Source organism: Arthrobacter sp. 05T410 (genome assembly GCF_056396505.1).
Window position 1 is genome coordinate 20,540 of record NZ_JBFTLP010000013.1, and the last position, 14,601, is coordinate 35,140.

Here is a 14,601-nt window from a genome sequence, read left to right on the forward strand (position 1 = left end):
TTTATCCTTTGCTGGAGCCGAGGGTCAGGCCCGCCACGAAGTGGCGCTGCAGGAGCAGGTAGATGATCAGGGCCGGAACGGCCGTGATCATGGCGCCGGCGGCGATCAGGTTGTAGTTGGAGAGGAACTGGCCCTGGAGGTTGTTGATCGCGGTGGTGACCGGAAGCCGGTCTCCGCTTTGGATGAAGAGCAGGGGCCAGAAGAAGTCGTTGTAAATGAAGATCACCTCGAGCGTGCCCATGGCGGCCAGGGCCGGGCGGCACAGCGGCAGGATGATGTCCCAGTACTGGCGCCAGACGCCGGCACCGTCAACCAGGGCCGCCTCGGTCAGCTCGGGGGACAGGGCCTTCATGTAGTTCGAGAGGACGAACGTCACGAAGCCGATCTGGAAGGCGGTGTCCACGGCGATCACGCTGATGTAGGTGTTGAGCAGGTTCCCGGAATCGCTGACGGCGTAGGGAAGCTCGAAGTGCTTGAACATTTCAAAGAGCGGCGCCGCGAGCACCTGCGGCGGCAGCAGGTTTCCGGCGGTGAACATGATCAGCAGGGTGATGTTGAACTTCCAGCTCACCCGGCTCACGGCGAACGCCATCATGGAGGCGAAGAAGAGGATCAGGAACACCGAGGGGACCGTGATGAGCACGGAGTTCCAGAACAGCTGGGAAAAGCCGCCCTGTGTCCAGGCCTGGGCGAAGTTGTCGAAGTTGAAGGCGCCGCCGGTGCTGAAGTAGCCGTATTTGTCGGTGTCGGCTTTGGGCCGCAGGGCAGTGAAAATGGCCCAGGCCAGGGGTACGAGCCAGATCGCCGCCATGACGATGAGGAAGACGTGGGTGCCGTAGTGCGTCTTGCCCTGCTTGTTGTTGGCCGGCCTGCCGGGGCGGGGGCCGGTCTTGCCTGGGCCGGAGCTGCGCTGCCGGGCGTCTGCCGGGCTGCCGGCCGCGGCGGCATCGGTTGGATGGGCGATGCTCATGCCTCTTTGTCCTTTCCGAATGCGCGGGAGAGGTAAAACGTGATGGGGATCAGCGAGATGACGAGCAGGATGACGGCCAGCGCCGAGCCGATGCCGATCACCTGCCCTTCGCCCACCAGGTTCTGGATGACCAGGGCGCTGATCAGTTCCAGCCCGTTGGTGCCGCGGTTGATCACGTAGACGATGTCGAACGCCCGGAGGGATTCGATGACGGTGATGACGATGATGATGACGTTCACCGGGCGCATGGCCGGGAAGACCACCTGGAAGAAGGTCTGGACCGCGTTGGCGCCGTCGATCTGGGCCGCCTCGCGCAGGGTCGGATCCACGCCCTTGAGCCCGGCCAGGTACAGGATCATGACGTAGCCGGCGTGCCGCCAGGTGGCGGCGAAGAGGGCTGCCCAGATGTTGACGCTGGAATCCCCGAACCAGTCGACGGCCTGGGGCGTGCCGGCGGTGCCAAGCAGGAAGTTCAGGAGGCCGCTGTCCCGGTTGTAGAACAGCTGCCAGATGATCCCGATCAGGGCCAGGGAGAGCATCACCGGGGCGAAGAAGATGCTCTGGTAGATCCGCGTGCCGCGGATGTTCTGGTCCAGGAGCACGGCCAGGAGCAGCCCCAGCGGGGTGGCGACGAGTGCCAGGAACGCCAGCCACAGCACGTTGTGCTGCATGGCCGGCCAAAACGGCGGGTAATCCTGGGCGATGAACTGGTAGTTCTCGACGCCGGCGGGCTTGATGTCGGTCAGCTCCAGCCCGTTCCAGCGGGTGAAGGACAGTCCGACCGACATGAGGGTGGGGATCCAGACCAGTACGAGCTGGATCAGCGTGGGGATGCCCACCATCAAGCCGAGCACCACTTTGTCGCGGCCGGACAGCCGCCGAACCCGCCGCGCGGGGGCTGCGGCTGCTTTGCGCCCCCGCGCCGACGGGTTGGTAGAGACACTCATGGAGATTCCTTGCCTTGTGAAATTCAGAGCGAAATGCAGAGGGAAATGCAGAAGAAAGAGCCGTGCTGACCGCGCGGTCACCCGCGCGGTCGGCACGCCGCTACTGGGCGGCGTACAGGGACTTGGCCTGGGCTTCCAGGTTCTTCACATCGACGTTGCCGTCCTTGATGAACGACTGAAGCGCCGGGATCATCACGTTGTTGGCCATGGCGGGCAGGGCATCGCGGTCGAAAAACTGGCTGATGTTCTTGGCGCCGCTGATGGCCTCGGCCAGCTTCTTGTTCAGCGGAGTGAACTTGGAGGTATCGGCGCCCTTGGCGGTGGCGATGTTGGACGAGTCGACCGAGGCGTACACATCCTGTCCTTCCGGGGTACCGACGTAGGCCAGGAAGTCCCGGGCGGCCTGGTTCTGGCCGCCCTTCTTGGAGAGCAGCAGGCCGTCGATGGGTGCCTCGATGGCATCCTGGCCTTCCACCGCGACCTCGGGGAACGGGAAGAAGTCGATGTCGTCGGCGATTGTCTTGTCCGTGAACTGCTGGGTGAGGAAGGAGCCGAGCAGGTACATGCCGGATTTCTTGTCCGCGAGGGACTTCGCCGAGTCCTGCCAGGTCATGCCCAGCGCGTTCGGGTTCTGGAACGGGAGCAGGGCCTTCCAGGTGTCGAAGACGTCGCTGACCTTCTTCTGGTCCCAGCTTTCCCGGTGCGCGGTGAGGTCCATGTGGAACTGGTAGCCGTTCAGGCGCATGTTCAGGTAGTCGAACGTGCCCATGGCGGGCCAGCCGTCCTTGTCCGCGAATTCAATCGGGATCAGGCCGTCGGCCTTCATCTTGGTGGCGAGGGCCTTCAGCTCATCGAACGTCGTGGGGACGGTGTACCCCTTTTCCGTCCAGAGGCTCTTGCGGTAGAAGAAGCCCCAGGGGTAGTTGTAGTTCGGGATCAGGTACATCTTGCCGTCGGCTCCGGTCGAGGCCTTTTTTAGGGCATCGGAGTAATTTCCGCCGACCTTTTCCCAGACGTCATCGATCGGGGCGAGCAGCCCCTTGCCGGCGTAGTACTGCATGCGGTACCCGGCGAACCAGGTGAACGAATCGTCGGGGCTGCCCTGGAGGTAGGTGTTGATCTTGTTCTGGAAGTCGTTGTGCGCCACCACGTTGGTGGTGACCGCGATGCCGGACTTCTTCTGGAAAGCGTCGGTCACCGCCTTGTAGGCAGCCTTGGGGACCTCGTCGGAGGACCCGGAACCGAACGTGGCCGTCTTGGCGCCGCCGCTGGCAGGTGCGCTGCCGCCCGTGCAGGCCGAGAGCAGGGGAATGCCGGCCATCGCGACTGCTCCGGCGCCGAAGGTCTTCAGCAGTGTCCTCCGGTCCCACCCGCCTCGGCTGGAGGCCCGGAGCAGTGCGTCTTCATGCATGGTCATAATTTCTCCTTTGAAATAACGCGGGTGGAGTGAAGCAGCTCACATCATTAGCTATCATAATCGCACAATAAGGAACGTCAAGTAGCAAAAAAGAACATTTTGACGCGCATGGCCGGACCCGTCCGTTGACTTAGGGCGGGACCGCTCTTAGCGTTAAGCCCCTCAGGGTGCCGATGTGGTCCGCCGGTTGGCGGTGGCGCCCGGAACCGCGGATACATGGCGAAAACCCAGGTGCACCCATGAAGATCAAGTCCACAGCCGCCGCCACGCTGCTCGTCCTGCTGTTCCTGGGAGGATTGCTCGGCGGCCCGTCCGCGTCCGCGCCGGCGTCGTCCGAGGGCACCACGTATTACGTGAGCGCCGACGGCAGTGACGCCAACGGCGGGACGTCGCCGCAGTCAGCCTGGGCGACGCTCGACAAGGTCAATGCCACTGCGCTTCGGCCCGGGGATTCGGTCAGCTTTCGTCGCGGAGACATCTTCTCCGGCGGCCTTGTGGTCGGCCAGAGCGGCACCAGCCGGCTCAAGGTCACGCTGAATGCCTATGGAAGCGGCGATCCGCCCGTCGTTACGGGCGGACTGGCAGGAACGTGCGTCAAGCTCGACGGTGACTACATCGCCGTTGACGGCCTGCGGGCGGAGTCGTGCGGCTATGCGGGCTTCAGCATCTACGGCGACCACGGCTCCGTGCGGAACTCCGCCGCCAGGAACAATGCCGCGGGCATCAAAGTGAGCGAGGGCTCCGACTTCGGCACCTATACCAACAACACGCTTGCCGACAACAACATCATGAACGTCAATACGCCGGGGGAGCTGTGCGGCACCGCCACGGCCCTGAAGTGCGATGACGACTCGGGCGCCTTTGGCTTCCTGATCAACGGCAGCGACAACGAGTTCGCCGGCAACACCGTCACCGGCTCCACCGCATTGTCCTACGACTTTGGCCACGACGGCAGCGCGTTCGAAATATTCAACGGCAACCGGAACAGGATCCACCACAACGTGGCCGTGGATAACAACGTCTTCTCCGAACTGGGGCGCGGGAAGGGCGGAACTGCCGACGGCAACACGTACAGCTACAACCTGGTCCGGTCCACCTGCGGCCCCAACTGCTCCCAGGCCATGGGGCTGATCGCGCGCGGCAGGACGTCCTCCTTCGGCCCGACCAACGGCACCACGTTCGAATACAACACCGTGTGGCTGGACGGCGCGGACTCCCAGGCTCTGGTCTGCCACGCGTCGTGCCCGGCCTCCACCGTCGTCAGGGGAAACATCCTGGTGGCCGCCCGCAACGCGCTGTGGATGGACGGCGCCGGCTGGACCGAGCGGGAAAACGTCCTCAACGGCCCCACGAACATCATTCCCGATGCCACCTCCACTACCGAGCCGGCCGACTTTGTCAACGCACCCGCCGATCTCCACCTCTCCGGCGCGAGCCCGGCCATTGACCGGGCCGGGGTCAGCCCCTTCCCCCTGGATCTGGACGGGCGGCCGGCCAACCAGAAGGGCGACTGCCAGGGCGGCGGCGCGGCCGATGCGGGGACCTACGAATACAGGCCAGCCGGCTGCTGAAACGCAACGGCCCGGCGGCGCAGCAAGGAACCAGCACTGGTGCCAGGGTGTCCGGGCGGCCCGGCGGATGTTACACAGTCGCAACTGCCGGGACACCCATGCGAAATCGTCCCGGGACGATACTTGAAGTGCGTCCTCCCGGGGACGATTCGCATGCAGGCATTGGGGGACTACTCGAAGGACCGCGCCGATGCCCACACCGCTCAACCAGGCCCTGGCCGACTCTGCGCTTCTCACCAAATCCCTCCCGCTGGGCCTGCTCCGCGCTTTCGTGCAGACCAACGCGGCCGACGACGGGCTCACGCCGCAACTGCTGGCTGAGCTCAAGATCCTGGCCCGCACTCCTGGGCTGCTCGTGGCCTGCAACTACGGCGGCACGCTGTGCGCGGCAGAAGGCATTTCCACCGAGACCCTGCCGCTGGGCAGCGCGGCGATCGCGTTGAGGGCCCTGGCAGCCCTCCCGAACACGCACGCGGCTGTCATCTCCGGGCGGTCGCTGCGGGATCTGGCCGCCGTCTCACGGCTCCCCGCGGAGGTACACCTGGTCGGCTCGCACGGCGCGGAGTTCGACATGGGCTACGCCCACGGGCTGTCCCTCGCCACCGAATCAGTGCTGCAGCAGGCCAGCCAGGCACTCGCCGAAACCGTTGGCGCCTACCGGGGCATCAGCATTGAGCGCAAGCCGGTCGCCGTATCGGTGCACACCCGCCCGGCCGGCCCGGACATCGTCGCACTGGCCACCTCGAAGGCGGAGGAGATCGCCCGGGCGCACGGGCTGCATTTCGTCGTGGACGGCTCGGTGCTGGATCTCTCCGTGGTGGAACCGTCCAAGGCCTCCGCGCTGGAGCACCTGCGCTCCATGCTAGGCGTGAGTGCCGCCCTCTACGCAGGCGACGCCTCCAGCGATGAGCTGGCCATGGCGACGCTGCGCGGGCCGGACATGGCGCTGCGCGTGGGGGAGGGGCCCACCGTGGCAGCCCACACGCTCCGGGACCCGGAGTCGTTCGCCCGCGTCCTGGCGATCCTGTTCGAACTGCGGCGGGCGTGGCTGTTCGGCGAGGATGCCGTGGGGCTGGAGCGGCACTCCATGATCGGCAACGGCTCGTCCACCGCCCTGATCACCCCGGACGCGAAGATCTGCTGGATGAGCCACCCGCTGCCGGACAGCGGGTCGCTGTTTGCCCATCTGCTCGGCGGCGATGCGGCGGGGCACTTCTCCGTGGAACCGGCGAAGGCCTCGCAGGTCCTGGGCCAGCGCTACGTGGACAGCACCATGATCGTCGAAACCCGCTGGGCCGACGTCACCGTGACGGACTACCTGGAGCCGGCCCCGGACGGCATCACCAGCCTGGTCCGGGTGCTGTCCGGCACCGGCACGGCCCGGGTCGTCTTCGCCCCGCGGCCGGACTACGCGAATGCCCCGTTCAGCATGGAGGCGCGCGGAACTGAACTGCACGTCGTGGGAACCGCGGATCCGATCATTCTCCGGGCTCCCGGCGTGGCCTTTGCCATCACCTCCGACGGCCGGCACGCCACGGCCACGGGCGACGTCGATCTGCGGGACGGACCGGTGGTCCTCAACCTGCGCTGCGGCGACACGGAACCTCAGCCCGCGATGCCGGATGATGAGACCGGGCGCCGCGCCGCCGTCGCCCATCACTCCCGGCGCTGGGTCAACGAACTGCAACTGCCCGGCGTGAAGCCGTCGCTGGTCCGTCGGTCCGCGCTGGTGCTCCGGGCGCTTGTCCATGAACCCACCGGCGCTGTGCTGGCCGCGCCCACCACCTCACTGCCGGAGGGAATCGGCGGCACCCGCAACTGGGACTACCGGTACTGCTGGCTGCGGGACGGGTCCATGACCGTCAACGCGCTCGTGGACCTGGGCTCCACGGCCGAGGCCGAGGGATTCCTGGCGTGGCTGGGCCGGATCCTGGCCCACGCCCCGGGTCCGGAGTGGCTCCATCCGCTCTACTCCGTGACCGGGGCGCCGCTGTCCACCGAGGCCATCATCGAGAGCCTGCCCGGCTACGCGGGATCCCGCCCGGTGCGGATCGGGAACGCCGCCGACCACCAGGTGCAGCTGGACGTGTTCGGCCCGATCGCCGAGCTGATCCACGCCCTCAGCGCCCGCCAGGGCATGCTCTCCGACGAGCACTGGGACCTGCTGGTCCAGATGGCCGCCGCCGTGCTGGCCCGCTGGCACGAGGCCGACCATGGCATCTGGGAGGCCAGGCGGGCGCCGCGGCACCATGTCTACACGAAGGTGATGTGCTGGGTGGCGCTCGACCGGGCGCTGCGCACGGCCGTCCGGCATGGCCGGGAACCGCTGCCGGCCTGGGAGCCCACGGCGGCGAAGATCCGGGAGGAAGTCCTGCGCGAGGGCTGGGACGAGTCGGCGTCCTCCTACACCGTGGCGTACGACAGCCCGGACCTGGACGCAGCCGTGCTGCACATCGGTCTCTCCGGCCTGCTGGACGTCAACGACCCCCGGTTCCTGGCCACCGTCACGGCGGTGGAGCGGGAACTGCGGGTGGGGCCCACCGTTTTCCGCTACAGGTACGACGACGGACTGCCGGGCCTGGAGGGCGGCTTCCACATCTGCACCACCTGGCTGATCGAGGCCTACATCGCCGTGGGCCGGATCGAGGAGGCCTGGGACCTCTTCGACCAGCTGGTCAACCTGTTCGGCCCCACGGGGCTGCTGCCCGAGGAATACGACCCCGGCACGGAAACCCACCTGGGCAACCATCCCCAGGCGTATTCGCACCTGGGCTTCATCCGCTGCGCCCGGCTCCTGCACGAGCACCAGAAGAACTGACCACCCGGCCCGGGGACGGGCCGGCCGCCGCTATTCGCAGCCGACGCCGTCCCCGTCCCGGTCCAGCCTGCGGCTGTACCCCGGCTGGCCGACGCGGATGGGCGCCGCGCCGGCCGCACGGACCGCGGCACAGTTCGCGTACGCCACGCCGGCCGCCGGTGCCGGTGCCGGCGCGGGCGCGGGTGCTGGCGCCGGCGCTGGCGCGGGTGCTGCTTGGGCCGGAGCGGCTGCCGGCTGGGTGGCGGGGGCCAGGGCGTTCGGGCAGTTCGACAGGACCCGGGCCATGGCGTCGTGCTCGGCCTGGGTCACCCAGAGCCCATAGCTGGATTTCACCGAAATCTGGCGGGCGACATAGTTGCAGCGGTAGGACTTGTTCGGCGGCAGCCAGGTGGCGGCGTCGCCGTCGCTCTTGCTCTGGTTGGCCGGGCCGTCCACCGCCAGCAGGTTCAGGGGATCGTTGGCGAAGGCCAGCCGCCGTGCCGGGCTGAGCTGCTGCGCGCCCTTCTGCCAGGCATCGCTGAGGGCCACGACGTGGTCGATCTGGACGGCGGTGCTGGTGGCGTTGCCGCGCAGGAAGTGGATGGCGACGGCCGTGTAGGGGTCGGCCAGGACGCCGGAGAGCACCACGCAGTCCCGCGTCCCGGGCCGGAGCGCGACAGAAGTAAGGTCGCGGCGGAGCACGTCGTTGCGGGAATCGCAGCCATTGTGATCAACGTCGGACCAGGCCGGGCCGAACTGGTCGCGGGAATAGCCCGTCTTGGGGGCGCGGCCCTTGACGGGCAGCGTGGCCAGTACCGCGAGGGCTTTGCCCGCCAATGCCGGCTGCCGGGGCGCGGCGGCCGCAACATCGGCGCCGGCAACGTCGATGCCTGAAGCTTCGGCACTGGGAACTTCGGCACCGGGAACTTCGGCACCGGGAACTTCGACACCGGGGGTGGCGTCCGGATCCAGCGGAGCGCTGTCCGTGCCGGCCGACGCAGTGGCGGGGGTAGCCGTGACGACGGGGAGGACGCCGTTGCCGGCGGCCGGGGGAACAGTACCCGGGCCGGAGCACGCTGACGTCGCCACCAGCAACAGGCCCGCCACCCCACGCGCGATCCAGTCGACCGCACCGATCCTCGGGCTGCGGGCGCTCATGCCTTGGGCGCCGCTGGACTGGATGTCGCTGGACTGGATGCTGCCTGATCGCGTGCTGAGCAATTTTCCCCCACCTCATGCTGGCGCGCCGGGTATCCGGGCGCATAAGACCGGCCCCAGCCTACCGGTCCACACAGCAACACGGGGTCACATCAGGCCCATGCCGGGCCCCACCATGGGCGCCATGTGACCCCGCGTTGGCTCTCCGACGGAGTCAGCGGACCCCGGGGCGGGAGGCCGAGAAGAGAGCCGGCGCTCCGCCGTCGCCGGTCGCGAGGTCGGCCAGGATCCTGCCCACGACCGGCGTGAACTTGAAGCCGTGCCCGGAGAAGCCGGCGCCGATGACAACCGGCCCGATCCGGTCCAGGACAAAGTTCTCATCAACGGTGGTCGTGTAGGTGCAGCTGATGTCGGTGAGGGAGTCGGCGTCGACCCCGGGCAGCCAGTCCCGGGCGTAGCGCTGCAGGGCCGCCCGCTGCTCGGGCACCGGCGCGAAGCTCCGCCGGTCCGGGTCCACCACCGGGCCCACCCCGTGCCATCCGGCCTTGATCCCCTCGCCCGGTGTTTGCATGCCGTAGACCGGCGAACGCCAGTACGCGTACGCGTCCCCGTGGCCGGGCATGTGGTTGAACCCCGGCCACTGGGCGCCCTCATCGGTGATGGCGAAGTGTGCGGGTTGTTCCTGCGTGACCGTCAGCCGGGGCAGGGGCGCGACCCCGGCGAGCAGTTTCGTGGTCCAGCCGCCGGCGGTGACCACTGCCTGCCTTGCGGTGAGCACCTCGCTGCGGCCGCCGGCCTCGAGCGTGAGCCGGACGCCGTCGTCGAGGACATTCAACTCGAGGACCTTCACACGATGGCGGATCCCGGCGCCGAGCCCGGCGGCGAGCCGCTGCAGCGCCGGCAGTGCGGCGTCCGGGTTCAACTGGCCGCCATCCGCCATGTGCAGCACGCGCGTATCGAAACGGATGCCCCGCCAGCGCTCGGAGGCTTCCCCGGCGGAGAGGAATTCCGCCCGGAGCCCGGCGGCAAGCAGCGCATTCTGGATCTCGGGCAACCGCGGATCGGGGCCGTGGTTTACGACGCCGGTGCGCGCCAGCAGGCGCTCGCCGGCGTCCGCTTCGAGCTCGCGCCACAGCCTGGCCGCCTCTGCCAGCATGGCGACGTAGTCCGGATCCGCATAGCCGGGGTTGAAGTTCCGGGTTGTGCCGTGGGAGGCGCCGTTGCGGTGGCCGGGACCGAACTGCTCCAGCAGGGTCACCTCCCGGCCGCGCCGGGCCAGCGCCCACGCGGCGGCCGAGCCCATCGCGCCGCCGCCGATGACCACAGTGTCCAGGGTTGTTTTCAAGGGTCCTCCTCCGGATTTGGTGCCGGTCCGCCGATCCCGTTCAGCCGGGCCCGGCTGCCCGGCGAGGTCAGGCCAGCAGCAGGGCCACGCCGATCATGGCGGGCACAGCTACCACCGTAGTGATCAGCACGGTGTCCCGGGCTACCGTTACGCCGGTGCGGTAACGGCTGGCCGCGACAAACACGTTTTGGGCGGTGGGCAGGGCGGCCGTGACGACGGCGGCAAAGAGCGCCTGTTCCTGCATGCCGAGGACAAAATGGGCAAACAGGTAGGCCACCAGCGGGTGGACGACGAGCTTGAAGAAGCTCGCCAGCAGGGCGTCCAGCCGGCGTCCGGCGGCCGCCTGCAACGGCTTGGAACCGTTCAGACTCATGCCGAAGGCGATCAGCATGGCCGGGATCGCGGCCCCGCCAATCAAGTGAATGGGCTCCAGAATCAGCGGCGGTACCGTCCAGCCGGTTGCGGCCACCAGGAGCCCGAGTCCGGTGCCCACGATCATCGGGTTGCGCAGGATCATGAGCACGAAACTCAGGGGCGTAGTGCGGTGCGAGCTGGTGGTGGCGTCCAGCGCCATGAGGAACAACGGAGTGAAGAAAGCCAGCTGGAAGATCAGCAGGGGTGCCACATAACTGGCATCACCGAGCACGAAGACGGCGATGGGAATGCCGAGGTTGGCCGAGTTGGCCAGGGACGAGCTCATGGAAGAGATGAGGGCTTCCGGCAGGGACCGCTTGAGCGCGAAGCGCACAATGCCAAAGAACAGGACCGCCGTGGTCACCGCCCCGACTGCCGTCACGAGAAGCGGCGCAGCAAAGACATCGTGGAGTTTCGCCTTGCTGAGGGTCTCGAACAGCAGGGCGGGGCTGGCCACAAAAAACGTCAGGGCGCTCAGGACGGGGCGGGCGTTCTCGCCCAGGATATTGCGCCGGCCCACGAACATGCCGACCAGGATGATGGCCCAGACGACAAAGAATCCCGCCAATACCCCTAGCACGCGGTTCTCCGCAGCGGGGCGGGTGGGCGGCGGGTGATGGTCACCCGTCCAGAGTAATCAGCTTTATTCCGCGGGCTGTCCTATTACGTCCGACGGCGCGCTGCCGCTAGTTGAGCGCGGCGTTGTTCAGCGAGTGCGGCGGACGCATGAGCCCGGGCGTCATGCCCTCGGCGGGGTCGTTGCCGATCTGGACAATCTTGTTGTCCTGGTCAACGTGGACCACCTTGGGGTTGTACGCCTTGGCCTCTTCCGTGGTCATCTGGGCGTAGGTGATGAGGATGACGATGTCGTTCTCGTGCATCAGGTGGGCGGCGGCGCCGTTGATGCCGATCACGCCGGAACCGCGTTCGCCGGCAATCGTGTAGGTCTCGAGCCGGGCGCCGTTGGTGACATCGACAATCGCCACGAGCTCCCCGGGCAGGATGTCGGCCGCCTCCAGCAGATCCAGGTCCACGGTGACGGATCCGACATAGTGCAGGTCCGCGTGCGTGACCGTCGCGCGGTGGATCTTGGATTTGAATATTGTGCGATTCATAACGACATCAGTCTAACGCGGGGCCACCGCCCGCGCTGTGGCCCACTGCACATGCCGCGGGCCGTTACGCGCGCGGTTCCACATGCCGGAAGTCACGCGGGCCGGTCCACGGGGGCCGGGCCGAGGACGCCCGCGGCCGCCGCCGGCACGATGGATGCCGCCGTCACCGCCAGGATTTCCCGGGCCGCCAGCAGTGCGGGCCGCCTGGCGCTCGAGCGCCGCACCGAGGTGAACACCGTACGGTGCGGATCCCCGGGCAGGTCCAGGAGTTGCGCGCTGGTGCCGCGGCCGGTCCACACGAGGTCGGGCATCAGGGCCACCGCATTTCCGGATTCGATCAGCCGGATCTGGGCCTGCAGGTCGGCGGTTTCAAAGCGGACGTCGGGCTCAAACCCGGCGCTCCGGCAGGCCTGCTCGGCCCAGTGCCGGGAGGCCGCTCCGCGGGGTTCCATCACCCAGGCCAGCCCTGCGGTATCGGCCAGCGTCCTGATGGGGTCGCGGTCCGGCGAGGGGGGCGGAACGGCGAGTCGGATGGCGTCGCGGGTCAGGGCCACGCGGTCCAGTTCGGCGTAGTGCGGGGCGGCATGGCCCGGGTACTGCTCGGCGATCACGAGGTCGAAGTCGCGGGCCCACGTCTCGTGCAGGGCCGTCTCCGGTTCCCGCTGGGTCATTTCGACGCGGACTTCCGGGTAGCTGGCGGTCATCCTGGTCAGGGTGTCCGGCATGAGCGCCAGCGCGGCAGACTGGAACACCGCAATCCGCACGGTGCCGGTGACCGTGGTCAGCGACGCGGCCAAGTCCGCCTCCGCCTGCTCGAGGGTCTCCAGGAGCTGGGAGGTGTGGGCCACCAGGACTTCGGCCTGCGGGGTCAGCTGCACCCGGCGTCCGGTCTTGCGGAGGAGCTCCACCCCGGCCTCCTTCTCAAGGAGGGCCAGTTGTTGCGAGACTGACGACGGGCTGTACTGAAGCGCTTCGGCCACTTCGGCCAAAGTGCCCCGGATCTTCAGTTCGCGCAACAGTCGCAAACGCCGGACGTCGAGCATCTCTATTCCTTTGTGAATCCTGACGGTTATTCATTAAGAGAATTCACTTTATCTAATGCAACCGGGCTTGCATACTGTTCTCACTCGATAAGCCCCATCACAGGGTGGAGTGATGGGCACCGCACCTAAGCAGGAGGCCCTCATGGCTACACGGGATTTGTCACAGTCGATCATGCGGCGCAAGCCCATCGACGACATCGAGGAAGAAAACAAACACAGCGGTCTGCACAGGAGCCTGGGGCTCTGGCAGTTGACGGCCATCGGCGTCGGCGGCATTATCGGCGTCGGCATCTTCTCCTTGGCGGGCCTTGTGGCCCACGGCAGCGAGTCCGAGCCCGGAGTCGGACCGGCCGTGCTCATCTCCTTCCTGATCGCCGGTCTGGCATCCGCCGCCGCGGCGCTGTCCTACGCGGAGTTCGCAGGAATGATCCCGCGGGCGGGCTCGGCCTACACCTACGGCTACGTTGCCCTCGGCGAGATCATCGGCTGGTTCATCGGGTGGGACCTGCTGCTGGAGTACATCGCCATCGTCGCCGTGGTGGCCATCGGTATTTCGGGCTATTTCGACGCGTTCCTCTCCGGCATCGGCATCCATATGCCCGCCTGGATGACCGCGACGCCGGATGAAGGCACCGGCGGCATCATCAACCTTCCCGCGATCCTCGTCTGCCTGCTCGTGACCTGGATCCTCTCCCGCGGCACCAAGACCTTCGGCCGCTTCGAACTGATCGCCGTCGGCATCAAGGTGCTGCTGATCCTGTTCATCATCGGCTTGGGCATTTTCTACGTGAACACCAACAACTACAACCCGTTCTTCCCCAGCGGTTTTGGTCCAGTGGTGGCCGGCTCCGCTACGGTGTTCTTCGCGGTGTTCGGCTACGACGCCATGAGTACCGCGGCGGAGGAGGCCACCGACGGCAAGAAGCACATGCCCAAGGCGATCATCCTCTCGCTGGTCATCGCCATGCTGCTCTATGCCGCCGCCACCCTGGTGCTCACCGGCATGCAGAACTTCACGGAGATCGACCCCAAGGCCGGCTTCGCCTCCGCCTTCAACAGCGTTGGCCTTCCGGTGATCGCGACGATCATCTCCGTGTTCGCCGTCCTGTCCATCCTCACCGTGATGCTGACCTTCCTCCTCGGCGTCACCCGCGTCTGGTTCTCGATGAGCCGCGACGGCCTGCTGCCCGGCTGGTTCTCGAAGACGGACCGGAACGGCACGCCCCAGCGCGTTACCTGGATCGCCGGCGTCGGGGCCGCAATCCTGGCCGGAATCCTCCCGATCAAGGCCGTCGCGGACCTGACCAACATCGGCATCCTGGCCGCGTTCGTCGTCGTCTGTGTGTCGGTGATCGTGTTCCGCTACAAGAAGCCCGACGCCCCGCGGACGTTCCGGCTGCCCCTGATGCCCGTGGTTCCGGCGTTCGGCGTGTTTGCCTCGCTCTTCCTGATGTTCCAGCTGCACTGGGAGACCTGGCTGCGGTTCGTTGTCTGGCTCATCGTCGGCCTGATCATCTACTTCACGTACGGCCGCAGGCACTCGCTGATGAACCCGGACAGCCCGCGGCACGAGGAGATTGTGGAGATGCACCGCCCCCTGACCTAGCCGCCCCACCCCCCCCGTTGCGCTATCACTTCTGGCTCCCATTCCCGGCTTCCCGGGGTTTAAGGCCCGGAAGTGATAGCGCAACGGGTTTTTAAGCGGCAGGGGTGGTTCCCGAACGTTCGGACGGGAACCGGAAGCGTCGGTTTTTCTAACCGGTATTGCTCAGAAAACTTCGCTTTATCTTATGAAAATCCGGTCGCATACTGTTTCGTAAGAGG

The 14,601-nt window shown here is 67.1% G+C and carries 11 protein-coding genes; 3 read left to right on the forward strand and 8 right to left on the reverse strand.

From position 1 onward, the window contains the following. Window position 1: 1 nt before the first annotated feature. The 3 genes from AC1DFR_RS15445 to AC1DFR_RS15455 form a co-directional block, all read right to left on the reverse strand. The gene (locus tag AC1DFR_RS15445; protein ID WP_476873812.1) at window positions 2-970 is read right to left on the reverse strand and encodes a carbohydrate ABC transporter permease; all 969 of its coding nucleotides are present in this window, start codon (window positions 968-970) and stop codon (window positions 2-4) included. Then, on the reverse strand, window positions 967-1,917 hold the full coding sequence (locus tag AC1DFR_RS15450; RefSeq protein ID WP_028278192.1) for a carbohydrate ABC transporter permease: 951 nt from the start codon (window positions 1,915-1,917) through the stop codon (window positions 967-969). The genes AC1DFR_RS15445 and AC1DFR_RS15450 overlap by 4 nt, the downstream gene beginning before the upstream one ends. 100 nt (window positions 1,918-2,017) lie before the next feature. Further along, window positions 2,018-3,334: an ABC transporter substrate-binding protein gene (locus AC1DFR_RS15455; protein ID WP_476871773.1), complete on the reverse strand. Its 1,317-nt coding sequence runs from the start codon at window positions 3,332-3,334 to the stop codon at window positions 2,018-2,020. A gap of 239 nt (window positions 3,335-3,573) precedes the next feature. Between AC1DFR_RS15455 and AC1DFR_RS15460 the strand changes: the two genes are divergently transcribed. Both AC1DFR_RS15460 and AC1DFR_RS15465 read left to right on the forward strand, forming a co-directional pair. After that, entirely contained in the window at window positions 3,574-4,905 is a 1,332-nt protein-coding gene (locus AC1DFR_RS15460) for a hypothetical protein (protein WP_476871772.1), read from the forward strand. A gap of 190 nt (window positions 4,906-5,095) precedes the next feature. Beyond that, on the forward strand, window positions 5,096-7,723 hold the full coding sequence (locus AC1DFR_RS15465) for a trehalase-like domain-containing protein (protein WP_476873813.1): 2,628 nt from the start codon (window positions 5,096-5,098) through the stop codon (window positions 7,721-7,723). Window positions 7,724-7,753: 30 nt separating this feature from the next. On the opposite strand, the gene AC1DFR_RS15470 is transcribed toward AC1DFR_RS15465, so the two are convergent. The 5 genes from AC1DFR_RS15470 to AC1DFR_RS15490 form a co-directional block, all read right to left on the reverse strand. Continuing rightward, window positions 7,754-8,923 carry a GmrSD restriction endonuclease domain-containing protein gene (locus AC1DFR_RS15470; RefSeq protein ID WP_476873814.1) on the reverse strand — a complete coding sequence of 390 codons (1,170 nt, stop codon included), beginning with the start codon at window positions 8,921-8,923 and terminating at the stop codon, window positions 7,754-7,756. A gap of 151 nt (window positions 8,924-9,074) precedes the next feature. Continuing rightward, entirely contained in the window at window positions 9,075-10,205 is a 1,131-nt protein-coding gene (locus AC1DFR_RS15475) for an FAD-dependent oxidoreductase (protein WP_476873815.1), read from the reverse strand. Window positions 10,206-10,272: 67 nt separating this feature from the next. Beyond that, window positions 10,273-11,199, reverse strand: coding sequence for an AEC family transporter (locus AC1DFR_RS15480; protein ID WP_018774009.1), 927 nt, complete (start codon window positions 11,197-11,199; stop codon window positions 10,273-10,275). Between the two features lie 106 nt (window positions 11,200-11,305). Further along, the gene (panD, locus tag AC1DFR_RS15485; protein ID WP_028275366.1) at window positions 11,306-11,734 is read right to left on the reverse strand and encodes an aspartate 1-decarboxylase; all 429 of its coding nucleotides are present in this window, start codon (window positions 11,732-11,734) and stop codon (window positions 11,306-11,308) included. 92 nt (window positions 11,735-11,826) lie between these two features. Continuing rightward, a complete protein-coding gene (locus AC1DFR_RS15490; RefSeq protein WP_476873816.1) occupies window positions 11,827-12,777 on the reverse strand; it encodes a LysR family transcriptional regulator in 951 nt (316 codons plus the stop codon). 142 nt (window positions 12,778-12,919) lie between these two features. Here AC1DFR_RS15490 and AC1DFR_RS15495 point away from each other — a divergent pair, with 142 nt between their 5' ends. After that, window positions 12,920-14,383 carry an amino acid permease gene (locus AC1DFR_RS15495; protein ID WP_476860367.1) on the forward strand — a complete coding sequence of 488 codons (1,464 nt, stop codon included), beginning with the start codon at window positions 12,920-12,922 and terminating at the stop codon, window positions 14,381-14,383. Window positions 14,384-14,601: the final 218 nt, after the last annotated feature.

What these genes read in the sequence shown, in the direction of transcription:
- AC1DFR_RS15460 (WP_476871772.1), top strand. Translation starts at nt 3,574, where the DNA reads ATGAAGATCAAGTCCACAGCCGCCGCCACGCTGCTCGTCCTGCTGTTC.
- AC1DFR_RS15445 (WP_476873812.1), bottom strand. Translation starts at nt 970, where the DNA reads ATGAGCATCGCCCATCCAACCGATGCCGCCGCGGCCGGCAGCCCGGCA.
- AC1DFR_RS15455 (WP_476871773.1), bottom strand. Translation starts at nt 3,334, where the DNA reads ATGACCATGCATGAAGACGCACTGCTCCGGGCCTCCAGCCGAGGCGGG.
- AC1DFR_RS15450 (WP_028278192.1), bottom strand. Translation starts at nt 1,917, where the DNA reads ATGAGTGTCTCTACCAACCCGTCGGCGCGGGGGCGCAAAGCAGCCGCA.
- AC1DFR_RS15465 (WP_476873813.1), top strand. Translation starts at nt 5,096, where the DNA reads ATGCCCACACCGCTCAACCAGGCCCTGGCCGACTCTGCGCTTCTCACC.
- AC1DFR_RS15495 (WP_476860367.1), top strand. Translation starts at nt 12,920, where the DNA reads ATGGCTACACGGGATTTGTCACAGTCGATCATGCGGCGCAAGCCCATC.
- panD (WP_028275366.1), bottom strand. Translation starts at nt 11,734, where the DNA reads ATGAATCGCACAATATTCAAATCCAAGATCCACCGCGCGACGGTCACG.
- AC1DFR_RS15490 (WP_476873816.1), bottom strand. Translation starts at nt 12,777, where the DNA reads ATGCTCGACGTCCGGCGTTTGCGACTGTTGCGCGAACTGAAGATCCGG.